This window comes from Bradyrhizobium sp. LTSP885 (assembly GCF_000938305.1).
Lineage (GTDB): Bacteria > Pseudomonadota > Alphaproteobacteria > Rhizobiales > Xanthobacteraceae > Bradyrhizobium.
On record NZ_JYMT01000004.1, the window covers coordinates 375,467 to 396,090 of the forward strand.

A 20,624-nucleotide genomic window follows, 5' to 3' on the forward strand; every position below is an offset into this window, starting at 1 on the left:
CGCTATCAGATCAAAAGACCGCCGCCGGCGACGATCACCTGACCGCTGATGTAGTTCGATTCCGGCGAACAAAACAGATAGACCGCGTCCGCCGCCTCCTCCGGCGTGCCGCCGCGGCCGAGCGGGATCATCCGGCCCATCGCTTCCAGCATCTGCGGCTGCACGCCGACCTTGATGTCGCGGCCGGCGACGTCGATGGTTGTCTGCTGCGCCTCGATCGGCTGGGTCAGGCGGGTGTTGATCAGCCCGAAGGCGACGCAATTGACGTTGACCTTGTAGCGGCCCCACTCCTTGCACATGGTGCGCGTCAGCCCGATCAGCGACGCCTTCGCCGAGGAATAGCTCGCCTGCCCGGCATTGCCGTAAAGGCCCGCGATCGAGGAGATGTTGACGACTTTTCGAAATACCTCGCGGCCGGCCTCGGCTTCCTTCTTCGCCATCACCCGGATCGGCTCCGACGCCGCGCGTAGCAGACGGAAGGGTGCGACGAGATGGACGTCGAGCATCGCCTGGAACTGCTCGTCGCTCATCTTCTGGATCGTCGAGTCCCAGGTGTAGCCGGCATTGTTGACGATGATGTCGAGACCGCCGAAGCGATCGATCGCCGTGCCCACGAAACGATCGGCGAAGCCCGCCTCAGTGACGCTGCCATTGACCGCGACAGCCTCGCCGCCCGTGGCCTTGATCTCGGCCACGACGGCGTCGCCCGGCTCGGCATCGAGATCGTTGACCACGACACGCGCACCCTCACTCGCAAGCTTCAGCGCAATCGCCCGCCCGATGCCGCGGCCCGAACCGGAGACGAGCGCGACTTTGCCTTTTAGTTTCGACATGGTTTCTCCCTCAAAACAATCTCGGTTGGCTCTGCTTCACCTCGCCCCGCCTGCGGGGAGAGGTCGGAACGCATCGCCAGATGCGTTCCGGGTGAGGGGGTACAGGTCTCACCGCTTGCAGAGCTCGCGGAAGCAGCCCCTCACCCCAACCCTCTCCCCGCAAGAGCGGGGCGAGGGAGCGCAGTCCCGTTGCGGTCGCAGCACGGCTCGCCGCGCTACACCGCGATAACAGCTTCGCCGGCGAGCTTGACCTCGCCGTTCTGGTCTTTTGTCGTGAGCGCAAGCTTCACGCGTTTCTCACCGCCCTGCTCCATCAGCTCAGTCACAACGCCTTCGCAGGTCAGCTTGGCCCCGAGCTGCGTGATCGCAGCAAACCGCGTCGAGAACGAGCGGATGCGCGATGGCGCGACGGCATCCGTCAGCGCCTGGCCGAGATAGCCCATCACAAGCATGCCGTGCGAGAACACGTCGGGGAATCCGGCGGCCTTCGCGAAGTCGAGATCGACATGGATCGGATTGTGGTCGCCGGAAGCGCCGCAATACAGTGCGAGGCGATGCCGGGTGATCGCGGGAAACTTCTTGTGGACGAGGCGTTCGTCGATTGATGGAGAGTTGGCGCTCATGACGGCCTCGCATTGCGCACCACGATGGTGCGTGAGGTGTCGGCGACGTGAGCGCCGTTCTGGTTGGTGACCGCGGTCTCGACCACGATCAGCGTCATCGCCCCGCCCTTCTTGTCGGTAACACTTTCGACGCGGGACCTGAAGGTCAGCGTGTCGCCGACGACAACGGGCGCGTGATAGTCGAACCGCTGCTCGCCATGCAGCACCCGGGCGAGATCGATGTCGAGCGCGTTGAGGAATTCGAACGCATCAGGTGCGTCCATCATCTCCAGGCAGAACAGATAGGTCGGCGGCACCGGCGCCGCCTCATTGCGATAGACCGGATTGCGCTCGCCGAGCGTATCGAGGAAGAAGCGCAGACGCCCCGGCTCGACGCGCGCGGTGACGGGCGTAAACATGCGCCCGACGGCGGATTGATCGGCCATGGTCTGCCCTCAGACACGTTCGTACAGCGTCACGACGCAAGCGCCGCCGAGGCCGAGATTGTGCTGCAGGCCGAGCCGCGCGCCCTCGACCTGGGTGGTCGCAGCGGTGCCGCGCAGCTGCCGCGTCAGTTCGTAGCACTGCGCGAGACCAGTGGCGCCGAGCGGATGGCCCTTCGACAGCAAGCCGCCGGACGGATTGGTCACGATCCTGCCGCCATAGGTGTTGTCGCCATCGTCGATGAAGCGCGCCGCCTCGCCCTCGCCGCACAGGCCAAGCCCCTCATAGGTGATGAGCTCATTGTGCGCGAAACAATCGTGCAGCTCGACGACGTCGAGGTCGTCAGGGCCGATGCCGGCGGTCTCATAGACCTTCCTGGCGGCCTCATGCGTCATGTCGTAGCCGACCACCTGCATCATGTCGCGGGCACCGAAGGTCGACGGCGTGTCCGTCGTCATCGCCTGCGCGGCGATTCTGACCTGCTTGTTGAGGCCGTGCTGGTCGGCGAATTTCTCCGACACCAGGATCGCCGCGGCGCCGCCGCAGGTCGGCGGGCATGCCATCAGCCGCGTCATGACGCCCGGCCAGATCACCTGATCGTTCATGACGTCGTCGGCGGTGACTTCTTTCCGGAACAGCGCCAGCGGATTGTTCTTGGCATGCCGGCTGGCTTTCGCCCGTACCTTGGCAAACGCGGTCAGCGGCGTGCCGTATTTTGTCATATGGCTGAGGCCCGCGCCGCCGAAATAGCGCAGCGCCAGCGGCACGCCGGGCGCATCGACCAGCTTGTCCGCCGCCGCGTCGAAATCGTCAAAGGCGCTGGGACGATCGGTGAAGACGGCCCCTAATGCGCCCGGCTTCATCTGCTCGAAGCCGAGCGCCATCACGCAATCGGCCGCACCTGATTCAATCGCCTGCCGCGCCAGGAACAGTGCCGTCGACCCGGTCGAGCAGTTGTTGTTGACGTTGACGATCGGGATGCCGGTCATGCCGACCGGATAGAGCGCACGCTGTCCGCAGGTGGAGTCGCCATAGACATAGCCGACATAAGCCTGCTGCACACGGCCGTAATCGAGCCCCGCATCTGATAGCGCGAGCTTCGCCGCTTCCGCCCCCATCACGTGATACGGCGCATTGGCGCCCGGCTTGACGAACGGAATCATGCCGACCCCGGCCACATAGGTGCGTGACGTCATTGTTGTCCTCCCGAAGATTACCCGCTGGACCTTTTCTTACCCATGGGTAATATATGGGACAAGCACCCCGAGTCAATGCGAGACCAATCCGACGACATGGACGCCCGCTCCCCCGCCAATCACCAGTCGCCCTGGCTGCCTTTTGAGACCCGCCGGCGCGCGCGCGACGAGAAGCGTGAGGCGGTGCTGCGCACGGCCGTCGCACTGTTCCTCGAGCAGGGCTACCACCGCACCACGCTCAACGACGTCGCCGAGCGGCTGAACATCACCAAGCCCGCGCTCTACAATTATTTCGGCGGCAAGGACGAGATCCTGTTCGAATGCTGGGCGATCGGCAACGAGCGGGTCGACGACTGCATCACCGAGATCGCGGCCGGCGGCGGCAAGGGGCTCGACAAGCTGCGCAAGCTGATCGTCCGCTATGCCGAAGTGATGACGACGGACTACGGCAAGAGCCTGGTCCGCTTCGACGTCCGCGACCTCACCGAGCATAATCGCAAGGTCGTCAACACCGCCAAGAAGAAGATCGACCGTGCCTTCCGCGACTACATCAGCGACGGGATATCGGACGGCACGATCAAGCCCTGTGACCCGAAACTCTCGGCCTTTGCGATCGCGGGCTCGCTGAACTGGATCGGCCACTGGTTCCAGCCGGGCGGTCCGATGACCGGAGACGCCGTGGCCGAACAATTCGCGATCCGCCTCACCGAAGGCATCGCCACGCCATCAATGCGAAAGAAGGCGGACAAACCGCCTCGCAAGGGAAACGCACCAAGGGAGGACGGGAGTGAACATCACGCACGGACTGCGGCGCGCGCTGCAGGTCAATCCAAACGGGCTCGCAGTCGTCTGCGGTGAGCGGCGCCGCAACTGGGGTGAGGTCGGCGCACGCGTCGCCCGCCTCGCCGCAGCGATCCGCGGACTTGGCGCCAAGGATGGCGACCGCGTCGCGATCCTGTCGCTGAACTCCGACCGCTATCTCGAACTCTATCTCGCCGTCGGCTGGGCCGGCGCGGTGATCGTGCCGCTCAACATCCGCTGGTCTCAGCTCGAAAACGAAGACGCCATGCGCGATTGCCGCGCAACAATCCTATTCGTCGACAAGGCGTTTGCACCGGTTGGTGTGGCGCTGGCGAAAGCGCTCCCGGACTTGAAACTGATCTATGCCGATGAGGGCGAGACGCCCGCCGGTATGGAAAATTACGAGACGCTGATCGCGCGCAGCCAGCCCATTCCGGATGCGATGCGCAAGCGCGACGATCTCGCCGGCATCTTCTACACCGGCGGCACCACCGGCCGCTCCAAGGGCGTGATGCTGAGCCACGGCAATCTGATGGCCAACGCGCTGAACGCGCTCGGCGAAGGGCTGTGGCCGGGCACGTCGGTCTATCTGCATGCGGCGCCGATGTTCCACCTCGCCAATGGTGCGGCGATGTATTCGGTGCTGCTATCCGGCGGCTCCAACGTCGTAATCCAGGGCTTTACGCCCGACGGCGTCGCAACCGCGGTGCAGAAGGAACGCGTCACCGACGTGCTGCTGGTGCCGACGATGATCCAGATGTTCGTCGATCACCCGACGCTTGGCAATTACGACCTGTCGTCGCTGAAGCGGATCTCCTACGGGGCCTCCGTGATCAGCGACGCCGTTCTGATGCGCGGCATGAAGGCGCTACCGCACATCGAGTTCACGCAGGCCTATGGCATGACCGAGCTGTCACCGATCGCGACCATCCTGCACTGGAGAGAACATATCGGCGACGGCCGCGCCAAGGGCCGGCATCGCGGCGCCGGACGCGCCACCCTTGGCGCCGAAGTGAAGATCGTCGATGCGGAGGACAAGGTCGTGCCGTTGGGCACCGTCGGCGAGATCGCGGTGCGCGGCGATATGGTGATGATGGGCTACTGGGAGCGGCCGGAGGAGACCGCGCGTGCCGTGATCGACGGCTGGATGCACACCGGTGACGGCGGCTACATGGACGCGGACGGCTTTGTCTACGTCGTGGACCGCGTCAAGGACATGATCATCTCCGGCGGCGAGAATGTCTATTCAGCCGAGGTCGAGAACGCGCTGGCCCAGCATCCGGCGGTGGCGCAATGCGCCGTGATCGGCATCCCGAGCGAGCGCTGGGGCGAGCAGGTCCACGCCGTCGTGGTGATGAAGGGCGGCGCCGGCGCCACGCCGGAGGAGCTCATGGAGCACTGCAAGACGCTGATCGCCGGCTACAAATGCCCGCGCAGCGTCGACATTACCTCGACACCGCTGCCGCTTTCGGGCGCCGGCAAGATATTGAAGCGCGAACTGCGCAAGCCGTATTGGGAGAACCGCGAGCGGCGCGTCAGCTGATGCGCGCTGCGCGCGACTCCGTCGTTCCGGGGCAGCCCGCAGGGCTGAACCCGGAACCTCGAGATTCCGGGTTCGATGCTTCGCATCGCCCCGGAATGACGATGTCCCGTTGCAGTTCGCATGGTGCAGTGCCAGCAGCGGACATTGACATCGGAGCATGCGACCGATTGGATTGATTCAAATTCAATCCTGCGAGTTCCGATGTCGACACCTGACACCAATTCCGACGGCAAGGGCCGCCGCCTGATGCACCGCCGCTCCGTCGAATGCCTGGGCTATCTCAGAGACGATGGTCTCTGGGAGGTCGAGGCGCGGTTGGTCGACACCAAGCCCTATCCGCGTCAGGACCGTCACCGCGGGCTGCAGCAGCCCGAGGATCCCGTGCACGACATCCGGCTGCGGCTCGCGGTCGACGACAGCTTTACGATCCGCGAGACCGGCACCACGATGGCCGCGACGCCCTACCCGTCCTGCCTCGACGTCGAAGGCATCTTGCAGCGCCTGGTCGGCGAGCGCATCGGCAAGGGCTGGCGCGACGTGCTCCGGCGCAAGATCGGCAAGCTCGAGACCTGCACGCATCTCGCCGAGCTGTTGGGTCCGGCGGTGACGACCCTGTTCCAGACGGCGACCGCAGGCAAGGACCCGCAAGGCCGCGGCGCGCTCGACCACCAGAAGGAGGCCAAGGAGCCACCGTTCTTCGTCGGCGGCTGCTATTCATGGCGGCTGGATGGGCCTGTCGTGGCCGAGATGTTTCCGCAGTTCGCGACCAAGCCTGCCGAGGTGAAGCAGGAATCGTAGGGAGGGCAAAGCGCTAGCGTGCCCACCCTCGCGAGCACGCGCGTGATGGTGGGCACGGCAAAGGAGCGCCTTTGCCCACCCTGCGCAATCAACCCGATATTCCCGTCAGCTTCAGGCTCAAGGCCCGCAGCCGCTTCCGTGCATCGGCATCATAGGCCTGCGGATTGGCGCGCGCCTCGTTCATGCCGTTGAAGAACAGTCCGCTCCTGTCAGCGACATCCTCGCCGCGCACCAGACGCAGGATGGCGTCGCCGCCCTGCTCCACGGTCGAGATCGGGGTGATGCCGCCGGCGCGCACCATGGTGGTGTTCATGTAAGTCGCCGGGTGCAGCGAGTTCACCGTCACGCCGGTGCCCCGCAGCTGTTCGGCAAGATCGATCGTGAACATGATCTGCGACAGCTTGCTCTGCGAGTAGGCACGGCCGCCGCTATAGTTCCGCGTGATCATCACGTCGTCGAAATCGATCGGGTGCTGGCCGAGCGAGGCGACATTGACGATGCGCGCCGGCGCGCTCGCTTTCAGCCGCGGCAGCAGCAGGTGCGCGAGCAGGAAGCCTGCGAGATAGTTCACCGCAAAACGCAACTCGTGGCCGTCCTTGCTGGTCTGCCGCGCCGGGCCTTCGTTCTGCGAGCCGATGCCGGCGTTGCTGATGAAGACGTCGATGCGCTCCTGATCGGCGAGCACGGCCTCGGCGAATTCGCCGACCTCGGAGAGCGAGGAAAGATCGGCCTGATAGAACATCGGCTCGGCGCCGCCGGCCCGCTTGATCTCGTCGGCCAGGGTCTGTGCGCGCGTCGTATCGCGGCCGTGGATCAGGACCCTGGCGCCAGCCGCCGCGAGTTTCATCGCGACATAGCGGCCGACCCCATCGGTCGAACCGGTGATCAGCACGGTCTTGCCGTTCATCTTCATTGCCATCGTCCTTCGGTCGTTTCCCCTGCGCCATTGCGAAGATAATACGCCATACGGGGATTACCACGGCGGTTCGATCGCCCAACAATCGCCAAGACTGCAATGCTCCATCACTAACTTTTAGGTTGCATTCCGGAATATCGGGTCGCAGTATCGCGGCCGGGGGCCGAACTCAAGCCGACGGAGGTGATCCGTCACCTCTGCCAATTGGAAGAACCAACCCATTTTGGAGACATGCAATGGCAGCATCTTCTGGCCCGATCCGCCCGCTCTACGGCGTCATCATTCGCGACAAGTGCAAATATGCCGACCTCAACACATTGAAGGCCTACAAGACGGTCGGCCACGACCTGCTCAAGGACTACCACGGCTCGGACGCCGACGACCTCAAGGCGTCGCTGAAGGAACTCGACACCGCAATCTCGGCGAAGGGCGGCTAGCGCCGCTGCAACACAAGGCGACCTGAGACAGCATGTCACCGAGGCGCGTCTTGCGCCGCGCCTCGGTGCCTTGCCGCGCACGCGGCCGGAACGGCGATCAAGCACAGGCGGCACATCATGGACCAGGCTCCCGACGACACGCCGCGACGGCGAGTGTCACTGAGCGACCAGCTCGATTGCGTGCCGGTTTACGTGGTCTGGGAGCTCACGCTGGCCTGCAACCTGAAATGCATCCATTGCGGCTCGCGTGCCGGGCACAAGCGGGCGAAGGAGCTGACCACGGACGAGTGCGTCGACGTCATCCGCCAGCTCGCCGAGCTCGGCACCCGCGAGATCTCCGTGATCGGCGGCGAAGCCTTCATCCGCAGGGACTGGCTGACGATCATCCGCGCGATCCGCGACCACGGCATCGACTGCACGATGCAGACCGGCGGCTACAAGCTCTCGGGAGACATGATCCGGTCCGCGGCCGGCGCCGGCCTGCTCGGTCTCGGCGTCTCCGTCGATGGGTTAGAGCCGCTGCATGACCGGCTGCGCGGCGTGAAGGGCTCCTATCGCGAGGCCCTGCGCGTGCTCGATGATTGCAGGCGCCTCGGGTTGACCGCGAGCGTCAACACCCAGATCACCTCAGCCGTGATGAGCGAGCTTCCGCAAGTGATGGAGATCATCATCGATGCCGGCGCAAAATACTGGCAGGTGCAGCTCACGGTCGCGATGGGCAACGCGGTCGATCACGACGATATATTGCTGCAGCCCTACGACCTCACGACGCTGATGCCGCTGCTGGCTGAGCTGCATCTGAAGGGGCGCGAGCGCAATCTGGTGCTGCTGCCCGGCAACAATGTCGGCTATTTCGGTCCCTACGACGTGCTATGGCGTGGCCCGGACCGCGGCTATTACAGCGGCTGCCCGGCCGGGCAGAATGTGATCGGGCTCGAGGCCGACGGCACCGTGAAGGGATGCCCGTCGCTGGCGACCGATCGCTACGGCGCCGGTGACGTGCGCAGCGCCTCGATCGCGGAACTGTGGGCGACCCATCCTGCGCTGCAGTTCAACCGCAATCGCGGCACCGACGATCTCTGGGGCTTCTGCCACGATTGCTACTACGCCGAGGCCTGCCGTGGCGGCTGCACCTGGACAGCCGACTCGCTGCTCGGGCGCCGCGGCAACAATCCCTATTGCCATCACCGCGTCCTGACGCTGGCCGAACGCGGCATCCGCGAGCGGATCGTCAAAATCGAGGACGCGCCCGCGCTGCCCTTCGCCACCGGGCGCTTTGCGCTGATCGAAGAGCCAATCCCGGCCGGAGCGCCGCGCGCATGACCATACAAGGCAAGGCTGCGCCAGTGCTGGTGTTATGCCGCCAGTGCCTCCGCTACGTATTCGACCGTACCATCATTTGTCCGCATTGCGGCAGCGACGCGCGGCAGATCGGCGATCGCTACCGCGATGGCGGATATCTTGCGATCGAGATCATGCAGCGGATCGACCGGCTGCGCGACGATGCCACGCAGCGCAGACCGCCCGAAGCGACCGATGATCTCCGATAGAGCGTTTTCGAGCGAAGTGGATACCGGTTCGCGTGAAGAAAACGCGTCAAAACAAGAATCTAGAGCTTCGGTTCTGATGCAATCAGAACCGAAAGTGCTCTAGTGGATTTCCGCCGAACGCTTCAGCGCGTCCTTCAGCTTTTCGAGCGAGAAATCCTTCGAGCGCGCGATCTCCAGGATCGGCGTCTCGCGGCGGCCGCACAGCTCTGCCGCTTCGGGCAACTTCGCCGCGATCTCGTAGGGGATCACGATCGCGCCGTGGCTGTCGGCGTGGATCAAATCGTCGGAACGCACCGTCATGCCGGCGACACGGACTTCACCGCCGAAGCTCTCCGCATGCACCCATGCATGCGACGGGCCGATCGAGCCGGCCAGCGCCTGGAATCCAGGGGCCCATTGCGGGATGTCACGGATCGAACCGTCGGTGATGACGCCGAGGCAGCCCAACGCCTTGTGGACGCTGCTCTGCACTTCGCCCCAGAACGCGCCGTAGCCGACGTCGGGGCCGTCGATGTCCTGGATCACGGAGATGCGCGGACCGAAGCCGGTGCCGACATAGTCGTAATAGTCGATGCGGCGCTTCGACTGCTCTTCGGCCGACAGCCCGGATTTCAGCACCGAGCGGATCGCCACCGTGCGGGCATAGCCGACGATCGGCGGCAGGGTCGGAAACGGGCAGACCAGCGGCTTCACCGTGTAGCCGATCAGGCGGCGCTCCGGCGCCACGATCTCCATCGCGTTGCAGATCGTCGGCGTGTCATAGCGCGCCAGCGCTTCGAGAACGGACGCGGGAAGCGGGGCTGAAGCAGATGTCGTCACGGCGTTTCTCTCCTGATTTTTGGCGTTCGCAGGCCGGTCTCCGCCTATAGCCGAGATCGGGCACGAACCCAACCGAGGGAACGCTCATGGCTGATATCTGACTGAGCGCGCTCAGTGGAGATGCGCGGGACGGTCGTCCTCTTCAGTCTTCGTGACCGGAGCCGTGTAGGTCGGCGCTGCGGCGGGCGGCGGCGCACGCGCGGCCAGCTCCTGTGCAGCAAGGCTGCGCTCCTGGTCGCGATAGGACTTCCAGCCCCAGGGCAGGCTGATCAGATAGGCCGCCGTGCCCGCCGACAGGATGTGCCAGGGATAGCCGATCAGCAGCGCGACAAAGAACACCACCGAGACGAACACCGGCAGCACCATCTCCGGCGGCACGCGCATCTTCACGGTCTTGCCGGAGAACACCGGCAGCCGCGACACCATCAGGAACGCGATCAGCAGCGTGTAGAACGCGGTCAGCGTCGCTGGCGGCATCGGCACGCCGAGGAAGGCGAGATAGATCGGCAGCAGCACGGTGATCGCGCCGGCCGGCGCCGGCACACCGGTGAAATAATTGGCGGCGAAGGCCGGCTTGTTCGGGTCGTCGATCGAGGCATTGAAGCGCGCCAGTCGCAGGCCGCCTGAGATCGCGAACACCATCGCGGCGATCCAGCCGCCATTGTTCAGCTCGTGCAGCTGCCAGAAATACAGAATCAAACCCGGCGCGACGCCGAAATTGACGAAGTCGGCGAGACTATCGAGTTCGGCGCCGAATTTCGACTGGCCCTTGATCATCCGCGCGACACGGCCGTCAATGCCGTCAAGCACGGCGGCGAACACGATCGCGGCGACCGCAAGCTCCATCCGCCCTTCGGTCGACAGCCGGATCGCGGTCAGGCCGGCGCAGATCGCCAGCAGCGTGATCATGTTCGGCACCAGCATGCGCACCGGAATCGGGCGGAACCGGCGGCGGCGATATTCGGGAGAGCTGGGATCTGTCGGCATCATGGCCCGCTCAATATAGCAAGCATCGCCCTGCTCCGCCATTGCGGCGGGAATCGCTGATTAGCCGCAAAAAACACAGTTAATCGGCGCGGAACGTCCGCCCGGGGTCGGCGCCATTGAAATCCGCCAGGATCGTCTCGCCGGCGATCGCGGTCTGTCCCTCGGACACCAGCGCCTTGGTGCCCTCAGGGAGATAGACGTCGAGCCGCGAGCCGAAGCGGATCAGGCCGAAGCGTTCACCGCCGCCGATCGACTGCCCTTCCTTGACGAAGCAGACGATCCGCCGCGCCACGAGCCCGGCGATCTGGACCACGCCGATCCGGCCGTTCGGCATCGAGATCACCAGCGAATTGCGCTCATTGTCCTCGCTCGCCTTGTCGAGTTCGGCGTTGATGAAGGCGCCGGGCCGATAGGCGATGCGGTCGATGCGGCCAGCCACCGGGCTGCGGTTCACATGGCAGTTGAACACGCTCATGAAGATCGACACCCGCGGCAGCGGCTTGTCGCCGAGGCCAAGCTCGGCCGGCGGCAGCGCCTGCACCACCATTGAGACGCGGCCGTCGGCCGGCGACACCACGATGCCGTCGCGCACCGGCGTCACTCTGATGGGGTCGCGGAAGAACAGCGCGCACCAGACAGTGAGCAGCGTGCCGATCCAGCCCAGCGGGGTCCAGATCCAGAACAGGACCAGGCTCGCCAGCGCGAAGCCGCCGATGAAAGGATAGCCCTCGGGGTGAACAGGGGGAATCTGCGCGCGGATGGAGTTGGCGATCGACATCAAAGCTCGCTTCAGGGTTTCCCGCCCCTCTGGCCGGAGGGGCCCTACTTCGACTATTCCGCGGCGGTCGGCAAGGGTTTCTCGACCGTATCGGACGTGGAATCCGGACCCGGCTGGACGACCGGCGGCGGCTGGCGGTTCGGCGCCTCACCGTCATCGTCGATCTGCGCCAGCTTTTCGCGAGCTTCCTCGGCCTCGCGCTGCCGGTTCCACATGCTGGCATACAGTCCGCCCGAGGCCAAAAGCCGCGCATGGGTGCCGCGCTCGGCGATCTGGCCCTGATCCAGCACGATGATCTCGTCAGCGCCGACGATGGTCGACAAACGGTGCGCGATCACCAGCGAGGTGCGGTTGCGCGAGACGCGCTCGAGCGCCCCCTGGATCTCGTGCTCGGTATGGCTGTCGAGCGCCGACGTCGCCTCGTCGAGCACCAGGATCGGCGGCGCCTTCAGCACGGTGCGCGCGATCGCGACACGCTGCTTCTCGCCGCCGGACAGTTTCAGCCCGCGCTCGCCGACCTGGGTTTCATACCCCTTCGGCGACATCCGGATGAAATTGTCGATCTGTGCAAGCCCGGCCGCTTCCTCCACCTCCGCATCGCTGGCGCCCCAGCGGCCATAGCGGATATTGTAGCGGATAGTGTCGTTGAACAGCACGGTGTCCTGCGGCACCATGCCGATCGCCGATCGCAGCGAGGCCTGCGTGACCGATTTGATGTCCTGGCCATCGATCAGGATGCGGCCTCCGGAGACGTCATAGAGCCGGAACAACAGTCGCGAGATCGTCGACTTGCCGGCGCCGGACGGGCCGACGATCGCGACCGTCTTGCCGGCGGGCACCTCGAAGCTGAGGCCCTTCAGGATCGGCCTCTCAGGATCATAGGCAAAGCGCACGTCCTCGAAGCGGACGCTGCCTGCGGAGACAGAGAGCGCCTTGGCATCAGGCGCATCCTTCACCTCCGCATCGCGCGCCAGCACCTCGAACATCTTCTCGATGTCGATGATCGCCTGCTTGATCTCGCGATAGACCATGCCCATGAAATTCAGCGGCTGGTAGAGCTGGATCATCATCGAGTTGATCAGCACGAAATCGCCGACCGTGTGGGTGCCGTTGCGGATGCCGAACGCGCACATCAGCATGGTCGCGGTGAGACCCGCGGTGAAGATGATCGCCTGCCCGGTGTTAAGCAGTGCCAGCGACGTATAGGTCTTCACACTGGCCTGCTCGTAGCGCTCCATCGAGCGGTCGTAACGGTTGGCCTCGCGCTCCTCGGCGCCGAAATACTTCACGGTCTCGTAGTTGAGCAGCGAGTCGATCGCTTTGGTGTTCGCCTCGGTGTCGGAATCGTTCATTTTGCGGCGGATCTCGATCCGCCATTGGGTCGCGATATAGGTGAAGTACATGAACACGACGACTGTGATCAGCACCGCCAGCACGTAGCGCCAGTCGAACTGCCACAGCAGCACCGCCGAGAGCAGCCCGACCTCCACGATGGTCGGGATCAGCTGCAGGATCACCATTCGCACGATGGTCTCGATACCGGTGCGGCCGCGCTCCAGCACGCGGGTCAGGCCGCCGGTCTTGCGCTCGAGATGGAAGCGCAACGACAGCTCGTGCATGTGCACGAAGGTGATGTAGGCGAGCCGCCGCACCGCATGCATGGCGACACTGGCGAAGATGCCGTCGCGCCATTGCGTCAGCACCGCCATGATGATGCGCACCGCGCCGTAGCTGATCGTCATCAGCAGCGGAGAGGCGATCAGCCAGATCATCCAATTCGACGGTGCGACCGGCGCCGAGCCGGTGCCGTTCAGCGCATCGATCGCCCATTTGAAGGTGAACGGCACCGACAGCGTCGCGAGCTTCGCGAACAGCAGCAGCACCATCGACCAGACGACCCGCATCTTCAAATCGGCGCGATCGCCGGGCCAGATATAGGGCCAGAGATGGACCAGCGTCCCGATCAGCGTGGCCTTCTCTGCGGCCGACGCGGCGGCAGCGGGCGGCTCGACCGCGGGCACATGCGGGTGCGGAGGCGTCATCAGGCGCCCGCCGCTGCCGGGATGGCGTGCGGGCTCGCCGTCACATCTTTTCCATGGTTTGACATTCTGCCCGTCATATAGATCGTTTGAATGCGTCGTACAGGCTTGTGGCGAAATTCTTTCGCGATTCGAGGGGATTTACGGGATTTTTTGGCTCTCAATCCCCATATCGGACTCTTGACGCTATTTACGTTGCAGTGCCACATAGATCGCATGAACCAAATCAAAACCGTCTGTGTCTATTGCGGCTCCGGCCCCGGCAACAATCCCCGCTTTACTGAAGCCGCCATTGCGCTCGGCAAGATCTTTGCCGAAAACAATGTCCGCCTGGTCTATGGCGGTGGATCGGTCGGCCTGATGGGCGCCGTTGCCAAATCCACGCTCGATCACGGCGGCTCCGTCACCGGCATCATTCCGGAATTTTTGCGGGCGCGCGAGAACGCGCTGACATCCGTTCAGGAAATGATCGTCACGCCCGACATGCATGAGCGCAAGCGGCTGATGTTCGAACGCTCGGACGCGTTCGTCGCCCTGCCCGGCGGCATCGGCACGCTGGAGGAGCTGGTCGAGCAGGTAACCTGGCAGCAGCTCGGCCGCCATTCCAAGCCGGTGCTGCTCGCCAACATCGACAATTTCTGGGAGCCCCTGCTCTCGCTGCTGAGCCACATGCGCGCGACCGAATTCATTCGCCCGACGATGGCCGTCGACATCCTGATGGCCGACCGCGTCGACGAGATCCTGCCGCGGTTGCGCTCGGCCGCGGCGCGAACACCGGACAGCGCGAAGGAGCTCGCACCGGAAGTGGCGCGGCGGCTCTGACTGATCAAGCGCGATCACACTCCATCACCGTCATGCTGAGGAGCGCATAGCGCGTCTCGAAGCACGACGGCCCGGCTGGTGGCCGTGCATCCTTCGAGACGCGCTATGCGCTCCTCAGGATGACGGGCTAACGGCTTCGCGACATACAAACTCACTCGCTTGGAAACGTCACGACCTCGATACGATTGCCATCGGGGTCGAGGACAAAAGCTGCGTAATAGCGCACGCGGTCATGCGGGCGCAGGCCCGGCGCGCCGTCGGAGCGGCCGCCTGCGGCGAGTGCGGCGGCGTGAAAGGCATCAACCTCGGCGGTGGTTTTCGCGCGCAGGCAGATGTGCGCGCCGCTTTCGTGCGGCACCGGCGGCATTGATCCGCGCAGGTTGATCCAGAATTCGGGATAGGCCTTGCCGAATCCGATCGTCGCCGGCCGCGTCACGACGCGGGCCAGGCCAAGCGCAGCCAGCGTCGCCTCATAGAACCGCGCGGCACGTTCGAGGTCGCTGACACCGACGGAGACGTGGTCGATCATGTGGCCTCTCCTCTCGTCATTGCGAGGAGCGTCAGCGACGAAGCAATCCATGCAGCCGCATGCGCGGAGAGATGGATTGCTTCGCTACGCTCGCAATGACGGCGTTATTCACCGCCAGCCTAAGTCGGCGCACCCGACTTCACCAATTTGTAGATCACCGAATCCATCAGCGCCTGGAACGAGGCGTCGATGATGTTCGGCGACACCCCGACCGTGATCCACTTCTCGCCGGTCTCATCCTCGCTCTCGATCAGCACGCGCGTGACCGCGCCGGTGCCGCCATTGAGGATGCGGACGCGGTAATCGATCAGCCTCAGACCATCGATGTATTTCTGGTACTTGCCGAGGTCCTTGCGCAGTGCGACGTCGAGCGCATTGACCGGGCCGTTACCTTCGGCGGCCGAGATCAGCCGCTCGCCGTCGACGTCGACCTTCACCACCGCGAGCGCCACGGTGACGCGCTGACCGTTGGCGTTGTAGCGCTGCTCGACATTGACGTCGAACTGCTCGACCTTGAAATATTCCGGCACCTTGCCGAGCGTGCGCCGCGCCAGCAGATCGAACGAGGCGTTGGCGGATTCATAGGCAAAGCCCGCCGCCTCGCGCTCCTTCAATTCCTCCACCAGGCGCGTCAGCCGCGGATCGCTCTTGTCATAGGCGATGCCGGCGCGATCGAGCTCGGCGATGACATTGGAGCGGCCGGCCTGGTCTGAGACCAGCACCTTGCGGTGATTGCCGACGGCGTCAGGCGAGACGTGCTCGTAGGTCTGCGGATCCTTCATCACGGCAGAGGCATGGATACCCGTTTTCGTGACAAAGGCGCTCTCGCCGACGTAAGCCGCATGGCGATTGGGCGCGCGGTTGAGCATATCGTCGAGCGTGCGCGACACCTTCATCAGGGTCGCCATCTTCTCCGCGGTGACGCCGATCTCGAAGGTGTCGGAAAATTCGCTCTTCAGCCGCAAGGTCGGGATCAGCGAGCACAGATTGGCGTTACCGCAGCGCTCGCCGAGCCCATTCAGCGTACCCTGGATCTGCCGCGCCCCGGCGCGCACCGCAGCCAGCGAATTGGCCACCGCCTGCTCGGTGTCGTTATGGGCATGAATGCCGAGATTGGCGCCCGGCACGTGTTTGACGACATCGCCGACGATGGTCTCGACCTCGTGCGGCATGGTGCCGCCATTGGTGTCGCACAGCACCACCCAACGCGCGCCCGACTCATAGGCCGCCTTGGCACAGGCCAGCGCGAAGTCGCGATTCTCCTTGTAGCCGTCGAAGAAGTGTTCGCAGTCGACCAGTACTTCGCGGCCGAGTGCTTTCGCCGCGCCGACGCTGTCGCGGATCGAAGCCAGGTTCTCCTCGTTCGTGGTCTCGAGCGCGACGCGAACCTGGTAGGCCGAGGCTTTTGCGACGAAGCAGATCGCGTCCGCCTTGGCCTCGAGGATGCCGGCCAGCCCCGGATCGTTCGATGCCGAGCGGCCCGGCCGCCGCGTCATGCCGAACGCGGTGAAGCGCGCATGACCGAAGTCCGGCTTCTTGCTGAAGAACTCGCTGTCGGTCGGGTTGGCGCCGGGATAGCCGCCCTCGACATAGTCGATGCCGAGTTCGTCCAGCATCTTCGCGATCACCTGCTTATCCTGCAACGTGAAGTCGACGCCGTTGGTCTGTGCGCCGTCGCGCAGCGTGGTGTCGAACAGATAGAGGCGTTCGCGGCTCATGCGTGGCCCCCTGGGGTCGCGACGCCGTTAAGCGTCTTCTGCATCGTGGTGTTGGCGAGCCATTCATCGCCGACGGTGACAGTGTTGCGCTGTGTCGCGACGTAGCCGCGCTTGCGGAAGAACTCGATCGCGGTGTCGCTGGCATCGACCGTCAGCGCCTTGGCGCCGCGGGCGCTGGCGATCCTCTCCAGCGCGTCGCACAGCGCGCGACCTGCGCCCTGCCCGGCCGCGCTCGGATGCACATAGAGCATGTCAATGTGATCGGTCCCCCTGAGCGAGGCGAAACCTACGGGCGCGCCCTCCAGGGTGGCGATCAGCGTGAGCTGCCCGGCGAGCTTCTTGCCGAAGGTCTCCTCGTCGTCGGCCGCCGCCGCCCAGGCCTCTTGTTGCGCCGGGCTGTAATCCTCGCCCGTCAGATCCATGATCGACGCGGCGAAGATCGCAGCCAACACCGGCGCATCTTCTGCGAGGAAAGGACGTAGCGCTGGTGCGGAACCGCTCATCGCGCGATCTCCCAGGTGGTGCCGTCCTTGGAGTCCTTGATCACCACGCCCATCACGGCGAGCTGGTCGCGGATGCGATCGGACTCCTTGAAATCCTTGCGGGCGCGGGCCGCGGTGCGTTCGGCGATCAGTGCATCGACCGCGCCGGCATCGACGCCGCTCGCCGCTTGCTTGCGGCCCTTCCACGCGGCTGCGCTCTCGGAGAGGAAACCGAGCAGCCGGAGCGAACCGGCGAACTCCCTGCAACTCTGCTCGTCGTTCGACGCCGCATTGCGCAGACTGTGCAGCACCGCCATCGCCTGCGCCGTATTGAGGTCGTCGGAGAGCGCCTCGATCATCGCCAGCGACGGCGGACCGGGTTCTGCGTCCGCCGCGACGTCGTACCAGTCGTCGAGCGTCTTCGCGGCCTCTTCCGCGCTCTTCAGCGTCCAGTCGAGCGGCGAACGGTAGTGCGTCTTGAGCATGCTGAGCCGCAGCACCTCGCCCGGCCAATCGGCCAGGAGATCACGGATCGTAAAGAAGTTGCCGAGCGACTTCGACATCTTCTCGCTTTCGATCTGCAGGAAGCCGTTGTGCATCCAGACATTGGCCATGCGGTCGGAATGAAACGCGCAGCAGGTCTGCGCGAGCTCGTTCTCATGGTGCGGGAACACCAGATCGATGCCGCCACCATGGATGTCGAATTTCTCGCCGAGATGCTTCCACGCCATCGCCGAGCACTCGATGTGCCAGCCGGGACGTCCCTCGACCGCGATGCCGGCCGGCGACGGCCACGACGGCTCGCCCGGCTTCGCGGGTTTCCACAGCACGAAATCGGTGTTGTCGCGCTTGTAGGGCGCAACATCGACGCGGGCGCCGGCGATCATCTCGTCGAGCGAGCGGTTCGACAGCGCGCCGTAGCGCGGCAGCACCGAATTGGCTGAATTCATCGCCTGCGGCGAGAACAGCACGTGATCCTCGGCGACATAGGCGAAGCCGCCCGAGACCAGCTTCTCGATGATCGCGCGCATCTCCGGGATGTGCTCGGTCGCGCGCGGCTGCACGGTCGGGGCTAAGCAACCCAGCGCGGTGACGTCGTCCTGATATTGTTGGTAGGTCAGCTCGGTGACCTTGCGGATCGCCTCGTTCAAGGGCACGCCGGGATAATCCCGCGCGGCGCGGACGTTGATCTTGTCGTCGACGTCGGTGATGTTGCGGACATAGGTCACGTGATCTGCGCCATAGCGATGGCGCAGCACGCGAAACAGCACGTCGAACACGATGGCGGCGCGGCCGTTGCCGATATGGGCGAAGTCGTAGACCGTCGGTCCGCAGGCATACATGCCGACGTTATCGGCATCGATCGGCTCGAACGGCCGCTTCTCCCGGGTCAACGTATCGTAGAGCTTTAATTGCATGGATTCCCGTCCCTTGCGGCCGGGCGTCCAATGATCTCAGGATGATTGAGAAAAGACGGCCTCAGCCAGCGAATCGCTAGCTCATAATCTCGCGGCAAGTGCTGCAGATGGCGAGGTGGCCGTTCATGGTTCCACCTCTCTCACGGCCCCTCCAATGCGTCAAGGGGCTGCTTTCGAGCCTTTTGCACCCCCACGGCGGCGAAATCAGCATCAAGTTCCTCATGGTTAATCATTATTAAGGATTTGGGCGTATCGGATGGACCAGCGGATTCCCCGCAATTTCATCGGTGCACCATGCGGCCCATTTCAGCATTGATTGCCTGCACGTCCCTCCTCATGGCCACAGCGGCGTTGGCCGACAGCCGCGTCTTCATCATCGCCAACCAGGCCGACGGCTACGGCATCGACCAGTGCCTGGCACGCGGCGACAAATGCGGCGTGTCCGCCGCCCGCGCCTATTGCCAGTCACACGATTTTGCACAGGCCACCAATTTCCGCCGCGTCGATCCCGACGAGATCACCGGCGCGGTTCCGCACGCGGCGAACGAGAAATGCAACGCAAACGGCTGCGGCGAATACGTCGCGATCACCTGCCAGCGCTGAACTGCTCCCAAGCGGCTGGTCGGGCCCGGCTTTTTGCCACATCGGCGCCCCGGAAACGACGTGACGCTGCCCCGAGAACAGGCTATTGCAGGCCGCCTTGGCCGCGCGCTTTGGCGTTCATCGCCCGCGCGGCATCGTTGTAATGGCTGGATATGCCCCATACTCCCACTCGTCGTTTGTCCCGATGGCTTTTGACCTGCGCCGTGTTGGCCGGCCTTGCCCTGCCAGCCTCTCGCGCATTCGCGCAGGTGAATCCGGGCCCGCCCGGCCCGCCGCCGCAACAGGGCGCGCAAGCCAACCCGATCTGCGTCAGGCTCGAAGGACAATTGGCGACGATTGACCGCGGTGGCGGCAGCGGCGACCCGGCCAAGGACGACCAGATCCGCCGCTACCAGGATGCGGCCGCCAAGCAGCAGTCCGAGCTCGACCGCGTGACGTCGCAGGCCCGGCGCATGGGCTGCGACAGTTCCGGCTTCTTCTCGCTGTTCAACAACAATTCGGCGCAGTGCGGACCGGTCAACAACCAGATCCAGCAGATGCGCGCCAACCTCGACCAGATCACCGCGAACCTCGAGCGTCTGCGCTCCGGTGGCCTCGGCGGCGCCGACCGCGAGAACCAGCGCCGCTCGGTCTTGACCGCGCTCGCGCAGAACAATTGCGGGCCGCAATATGCCGCTGCGGCGGCGCGCGGCCCGGGCAATTTCATCGACAATCTGTTCGGTGGTGGCAACACCAATCCGCTGCCGCCGCCCGGCGCCGATTATAGCGGTCCGTCCGGCACCTTCCGCACCGTCTGCGTCCGCACCTGCGACGGCGCCTATTTCCCGGTCTCGTTCGCAACCGTACAGGCGCGCTTTGCCGCCGACGAGCAGGTCTGCAAGGCGCAGTGCCCCGCGGCCGAGGCATCCCTGTTCGCCTATCGCAATCCCGGCGAAGACATCAACCAGGCGGTGTCGATCAACGGACAATCCTACTCCTCGCTGCCGAACGCGTTCAAATACCGCACCGAGTTCAATCCGTCCTGCTCCTGCAAGCCGGCCGGCCAGAGCTGGGCCGACGCGCTGAAAACCGTCGACGACAAAGCCTCTGTCGAGCAGCAGGGCGACATTATCGTCACCGAGGAGAGCGCCAAGAAGATGCAGCAGCGCGGTCAGCAGCAGGGTACCAAATCGCCCGCCGGCAAGAAGGGCGCGCCGGCCGCAGCTCCGCCGCAACCCGCTACGGCTGACACCACGACTCCCGCCCCGCCGTCCGGCGATGGGCAGATCCGCACCGTCGGCCCGACTTTCATCCCGCCGAAGCCGTAGAC

Annotated in this window: 22 protein-coding genes; 9 read left to right on the plus strand and 13 right to left on the minus strand. The window is 64.7% G+C overall.

Translation table 11 applies throughout. The features are described 5' to 3' along the window. Nucleotides 1-5 precede the first annotated feature (5 nt). From UP09_RS04105 to UP09_RS04120, 4 genes are all read right to left on the minus strand, one after another. Nucleotides 6-833 carry an SDR family NAD(P)-dependent oxidoreductase gene (locus UP09_RS04105; RefSeq protein ID WP_044536710.1) on the minus strand — a complete coding sequence of 276 codons (828 nt, stop codon included), beginning with the start codon at nucleotides 831-833 and terminating at the stop codon, nucleotides 6-8. Between the two features lie 215 nt (nucleotides 834-1,048). Then, nucleotides 1,049-1,456, minus strand: a complete 408-nt coding sequence (locus UP09_RS04110; protein ID WP_044536711.1) for a MaoC family dehydratase — start codon at nucleotides 1,454-1,456, stop codon at nucleotides 1,049-1,051. Continuing rightward, nucleotides 1,453-1,881, minus strand: coding sequence for a MaoC family dehydratase N-terminal domain-containing protein (locus UP09_RS04115; RefSeq protein ID WP_044536712.1), 429 nt, complete (start codon nucleotides 1,879-1,881; stop codon nucleotides 1,453-1,455). The genes UP09_RS04110 and UP09_RS04115 overlap by 4 nt, the downstream gene beginning before the upstream one ends. Nucleotides 1,882-1,890: 9 nt before the next feature. Further along, nucleotides 1,891-3,075, minus strand: a complete 1,185-nt coding sequence (locus tag UP09_RS04120; RefSeq protein ID WP_044536713.1) for a lipid-transfer protein — start codon at nucleotides 3,073-3,075, stop codon at nucleotides 1,891-1,893. Between the two features lie 96 nt (nucleotides 3,076-3,171). Between UP09_RS04120 and UP09_RS04125 the strand changes: the two genes are divergently transcribed. The 3 genes from UP09_RS04125 to UP09_RS04135 all read left to right on the plus strand — a co-directional run bounded on the left by UP09_RS04125 (nucleotide 3,172) and on the right by UP09_RS04135 (nucleotide 6,217). Further along, complete coding sequence (locus tag UP09_RS04125; RefSeq protein ID WP_044536714.1) at nucleotides 3,172-3,933, plus strand: TetR/AcrR family transcriptional regulator; 762 nt, start codon at nucleotides 3,172-3,174, stop codon at nucleotides 3,931-3,933. Then, nucleotides 3,863-5,419: a long-chain-fatty-acid--CoA ligase gene (locus tag UP09_RS04130; protein WP_044536715.1), complete on the plus strand. Its 1,557-nt coding sequence runs from the start codon at nucleotides 3,863-3,865 to the stop codon at nucleotides 5,417-5,419. Before UP09_RS04125 ends, UP09_RS04130 begins: the two co-directional genes overlap by 71 nt. A 201-nt stretch (nucleotides 5,420-5,620) precedes the next feature. Further along, nucleotides 5,621-6,217, plus strand: coding sequence for a DUF2889 domain-containing protein (locus tag UP09_RS04135; RefSeq protein WP_044536879.1), 597 nt, complete (start codon nucleotides 5,621-5,623; stop codon nucleotides 6,215-6,217). Nucleotides 6,218-6,305: 88 nt separating this feature from the next. Here UP09_RS04135 and UP09_RS04140 read toward each other — a convergent pair whose 3' ends face one another. Then, nucleotides 6,306-7,130, minus strand: a complete 825-nt coding sequence (locus UP09_RS04140; protein WP_044536716.1) for an SDR family NAD(P)-dependent oxidoreductase — start codon at nucleotides 7,128-7,130, stop codon at nucleotides 6,306-6,308. 239 nt (nucleotides 7,131-7,369) lie between these two features. Here UP09_RS04140 and UP09_RS04145 point away from each other — a divergent pair, with 239 nt between their 5' ends. The 3 genes from UP09_RS04145 (at nucleotide 7,370) to UP09_RS36225 (ending at nucleotide 9,120) form a co-directional block, all read left to right on the plus strand. After that, complete coding sequence (locus tag UP09_RS04145) at nucleotides 7,370-7,570, plus strand: hypothetical protein (RefSeq protein ID WP_044536717.1); 201 nt, start codon at nucleotides 7,370-7,372, stop codon at nucleotides 7,568-7,570. 117 nt (nucleotides 7,571-7,687) lie between these two features. Further along, on the plus strand, nucleotides 7,688-8,893 hold the full coding sequence (locus tag UP09_RS04150) for a radical SAM/SPASM domain-containing protein (protein ID WP_052832950.1): 1,206 nt from the start codon (nucleotides 7,688-7,690) through the stop codon (nucleotides 8,891-8,893). Continuing rightward, complete coding sequence (locus UP09_RS36225) at nucleotides 8,890-9,120, plus strand: hypothetical protein (protein ID WP_052832951.1); 231 nt, start codon at nucleotides 8,890-8,892, stop codon at nucleotides 9,118-9,120. The genes UP09_RS04150 and UP09_RS36225 overlap by 4 nt, the downstream gene beginning before the upstream one ends. A gap of 99 nt (nucleotides 9,121-9,219) precedes the next feature. On the opposite strand, the gene UP09_RS04155 is transcribed toward UP09_RS36225, so the two are convergent. From UP09_RS04155 to UP09_RS04170, 4 genes are all read right to left on the minus strand, one after another. After that, nucleotides 9,220-9,939, minus strand: coding sequence for an RraA family protein (locus tag UP09_RS04155; protein ID WP_044536718.1), 720 nt, complete (start codon nucleotides 9,937-9,939; stop codon nucleotides 9,220-9,222). A gap of 111 nt (nucleotides 9,940-10,050) precedes the next feature. Continuing rightward, the gene (gene pssA, locus UP09_RS04160) at nucleotides 10,051-10,926 is read right to left on the minus strand and encodes a CDP-diacylglycerol--serine O-phosphatidyltransferase (RefSeq protein WP_044536881.1); all 876 of its coding nucleotides are present in this window, start codon (nucleotides 10,924-10,926) and stop codon (nucleotides 10,051-10,053) included. A gap of 79 nt (nucleotides 10,927-11,005) precedes the next feature. Then, nucleotides 11,006-11,707, minus strand: a complete 702-nt coding sequence (locus tag UP09_RS04165) for a phosphatidylserine decarboxylase (protein ID WP_283805949.1) — start codon at nucleotides 11,705-11,707, stop codon at nucleotides 11,006-11,008. 50 nt (nucleotides 11,708-11,757) lie between these two features. Beyond that, nucleotides 11,758-13,746 (minus strand): ABCB family ABC transporter ATP-binding protein/permease, encoded by a 1,989-nt coding sequence (locus UP09_RS04170; protein WP_044536720.1) that lies wholly within the window; start codon nucleotides 13,744-13,746, stop codon nucleotides 11,758-11,760. Between the two features lie 213 nt (nucleotides 13,747-13,959). Here UP09_RS04170 and UP09_RS04175 point away from each other — a divergent pair, with 213 nt between their 5' ends. Beyond that, on the plus strand, nucleotides 13,960-14,565 hold the full coding sequence (locus tag UP09_RS04175; protein WP_044536721.1) for an LOG family protein: 606 nt from the start codon (nucleotides 13,960-13,962) through the stop codon (nucleotides 14,563-14,565). 151 nt (nucleotides 14,566-14,716) lie between these two features. Here the strand turns inward: UP09_RS04175 and UP09_RS04180 are convergent, their stop codons facing one another. The 4 genes from UP09_RS04180 to cysS all read right to left on the minus strand — a co-directional run bounded on the left by UP09_RS04180 (nucleotide 14,717) and on the right by cysS (nucleotide 18,712). Then, nucleotides 14,717-15,094 carry a VOC family protein gene (locus UP09_RS04180; protein WP_044536722.1) on the minus strand — a complete coding sequence of 126 codons (378 nt, stop codon included), beginning with the start codon at nucleotides 15,092-15,094 and terminating at the stop codon, nucleotides 14,717-14,719. A 119-nt stretch (nucleotides 15,095-15,213) separates the two neighbouring features. Beyond that, a complete protein-coding gene (cimA, locus tag UP09_RS04185; RefSeq protein ID WP_044536723.1) occupies nucleotides 15,214-16,812 on the minus strand; it encodes a citramalate synthase in 1,599 nt (532 codons plus the stop codon). Then, a complete protein-coding gene (locus UP09_RS04190) occupies nucleotides 16,809-17,315 on the minus strand; it encodes a GNAT family N-acetyltransferase (protein ID WP_044536724.1) in 507 nt (168 codons plus the stop codon). The genes cimA and UP09_RS04190 overlap by 4 nt, the downstream gene beginning before the upstream one ends. Then, the gene (cysS, locus tag UP09_RS04195) at nucleotides 17,312-18,712 is read right to left on the minus strand and encodes a cysteine--tRNA ligase (RefSeq protein ID WP_044536725.1); all 1,401 of its coding nucleotides are present in this window, start codon (nucleotides 18,710-18,712) and stop codon (nucleotides 17,312-17,314) included. Before cysS ends, UP09_RS04190 begins: the two co-directional genes overlap by 4 nt. A 294-nt stretch (nucleotides 18,713-19,006) precedes the next feature. Here cysS and UP09_RS04200 point away from each other — a divergent pair, with 294 nt between their 5' ends. Beyond that, nucleotides 19,007-19,315 (plus strand): hypothetical protein, encoded by a 309-nt coding sequence (locus tag UP09_RS04200; protein ID WP_044536726.1) that lies wholly within the window; start codon nucleotides 19,007-19,009, stop codon nucleotides 19,313-19,315. A 152-nt stretch (nucleotides 19,316-19,467) separates the two neighbouring features. Then, nucleotides 19,468-20,622, plus strand: a complete 1,155-nt coding sequence (locus tag UP09_RS04205) for a DUF2865 domain-containing protein (RefSeq protein ID WP_044536727.1) — start codon at nucleotides 19,468-19,470, stop codon at nucleotides 20,620-20,622. The last annotated feature ends 2 nt before the right edge of the window (nucleotides 20,623-20,624 follow it).

Excerpts from the sequence above, each read along its gene's own strand:
- UP09_RS04135 (WP_044536879.1), top strand. The coding sequence starts at position 5,621 with ATGTCGACACCTGACACCAATTCCGACGGCAAGGGCCGCCGCCTGATG.
- UP09_RS04200 (WP_044536726.1), top strand. The coding sequence starts at position 19,007 with ATGCGGCCCATTTCAGCATTGATTGCCTGCACGTCCCTCCTCATGGCC.
- UP09_RS04105 (WP_044536710.1), bottom strand. The coding sequence starts at position 833 with ATGTCGAAACTAAAAGGCAAAGTCGCGCTCGTCTCCGGTTCGGGCCGC.
- UP09_RS04140 (WP_044536716.1), bottom strand. The coding sequence starts at position 7,130 with ATGAAGATGAACGGCAAGACCGTGCTGATCACCGGTTCGACCGATGGG.
- UP09_RS04110 (WP_044536711.1), bottom strand. The coding sequence starts at position 1,456 with ATGAGCGCCAACTCTCCATCAATCGACGAACGCCTCGTCCACAAGAAG.
- cimA (WP_044536723.1), bottom strand. The coding sequence starts at position 16,812 with ATGAGCCGCGAACGCCTCTATCTGTTCGACACCACGCTGCGCGACGGC.
- UP09_RS36225 (WP_052832951.1), top strand. The coding sequence starts at position 8,890 with ATGACCATACAAGGCAAGGCTGCGCCAGTGCTGGTGTTATGCCGCCAG.
- UP09_RS04175 (WP_044536721.1), top strand. The coding sequence starts at position 13,960 with ATGAACCAAATCAAAACCGTCTGTGTCTATTGCGGCTCCGGCCCCGGC.
- UP09_RS04170 (WP_044536720.1), bottom strand. The coding sequence starts at position 13,746 with ATGACGCCTCCGCACCCGCATGTGCCCGCGGTCGAGCCGCCCGCTGCC.
- UP09_RS04125 (WP_044536714.1), top strand. The coding sequence starts at position 3,172 with ATGGACGCCCGCTCCCCCGCCAATCACCAGTCGCCCTGGCTGCCTTTT.
- UP09_RS04145 (WP_044536717.1), top strand. The coding sequence starts at position 7,370 with ATGGCAGCATCTTCTGGCCCGATCCGCCCGCTCTACGGCGTCATCATT.
- pssA (WP_044536881.1), bottom strand. The coding sequence starts at position 10,926 with ATGCCGACAGATCCCAGCTCTCCCGAATATCGCCGCCGCCGGTTCCGC.
- UP09_RS04115 (WP_044536712.1), bottom strand. The coding sequence starts at position 1,881 with ATGGCCGATCAATCCGCCGTCGGGCGCATGTTTACGCCCGTCACCGCG.
- UP09_RS04150 (WP_052832950.1), top strand. The coding sequence starts at position 7,688 with ATGGACCAGGCTCCCGACGACACGCCGCGACGGCGAGTGTCACTGAGC.
- UP09_RS04190 (WP_044536724.1), bottom strand. The coding sequence starts at position 17,315 with ATGAGCGGTTCCGCACCAGCGCTACGTCCTTTCCTCGCAGAAGATGCG.
- cysS (WP_044536725.1), bottom strand. The coding sequence starts at position 18,712 with ATGCAATTAAAGCTCTACGATACGTTGACCCGGGAGAAGCGGCCGTTC.
- UP09_RS04205 (WP_044536727.1), top strand. The coding sequence starts at position 19,468 with ATGCCCCATACTCCCACTCGTCGTTTGTCCCGATGGCTTTTGACCTGC.
- UP09_RS04180 (WP_044536722.1), bottom strand. The coding sequence starts at position 15,094 with ATGATCGACCACGTCTCCGTCGGTGTCAGCGACCTCGAACGTGCCGCG.
- UP09_RS04120 (WP_044536713.1), bottom strand. The coding sequence starts at position 3,075 with ATGACGTCACGCACCTATGTGGCCGGGGTCGGCATGATTCCGTTCGTC.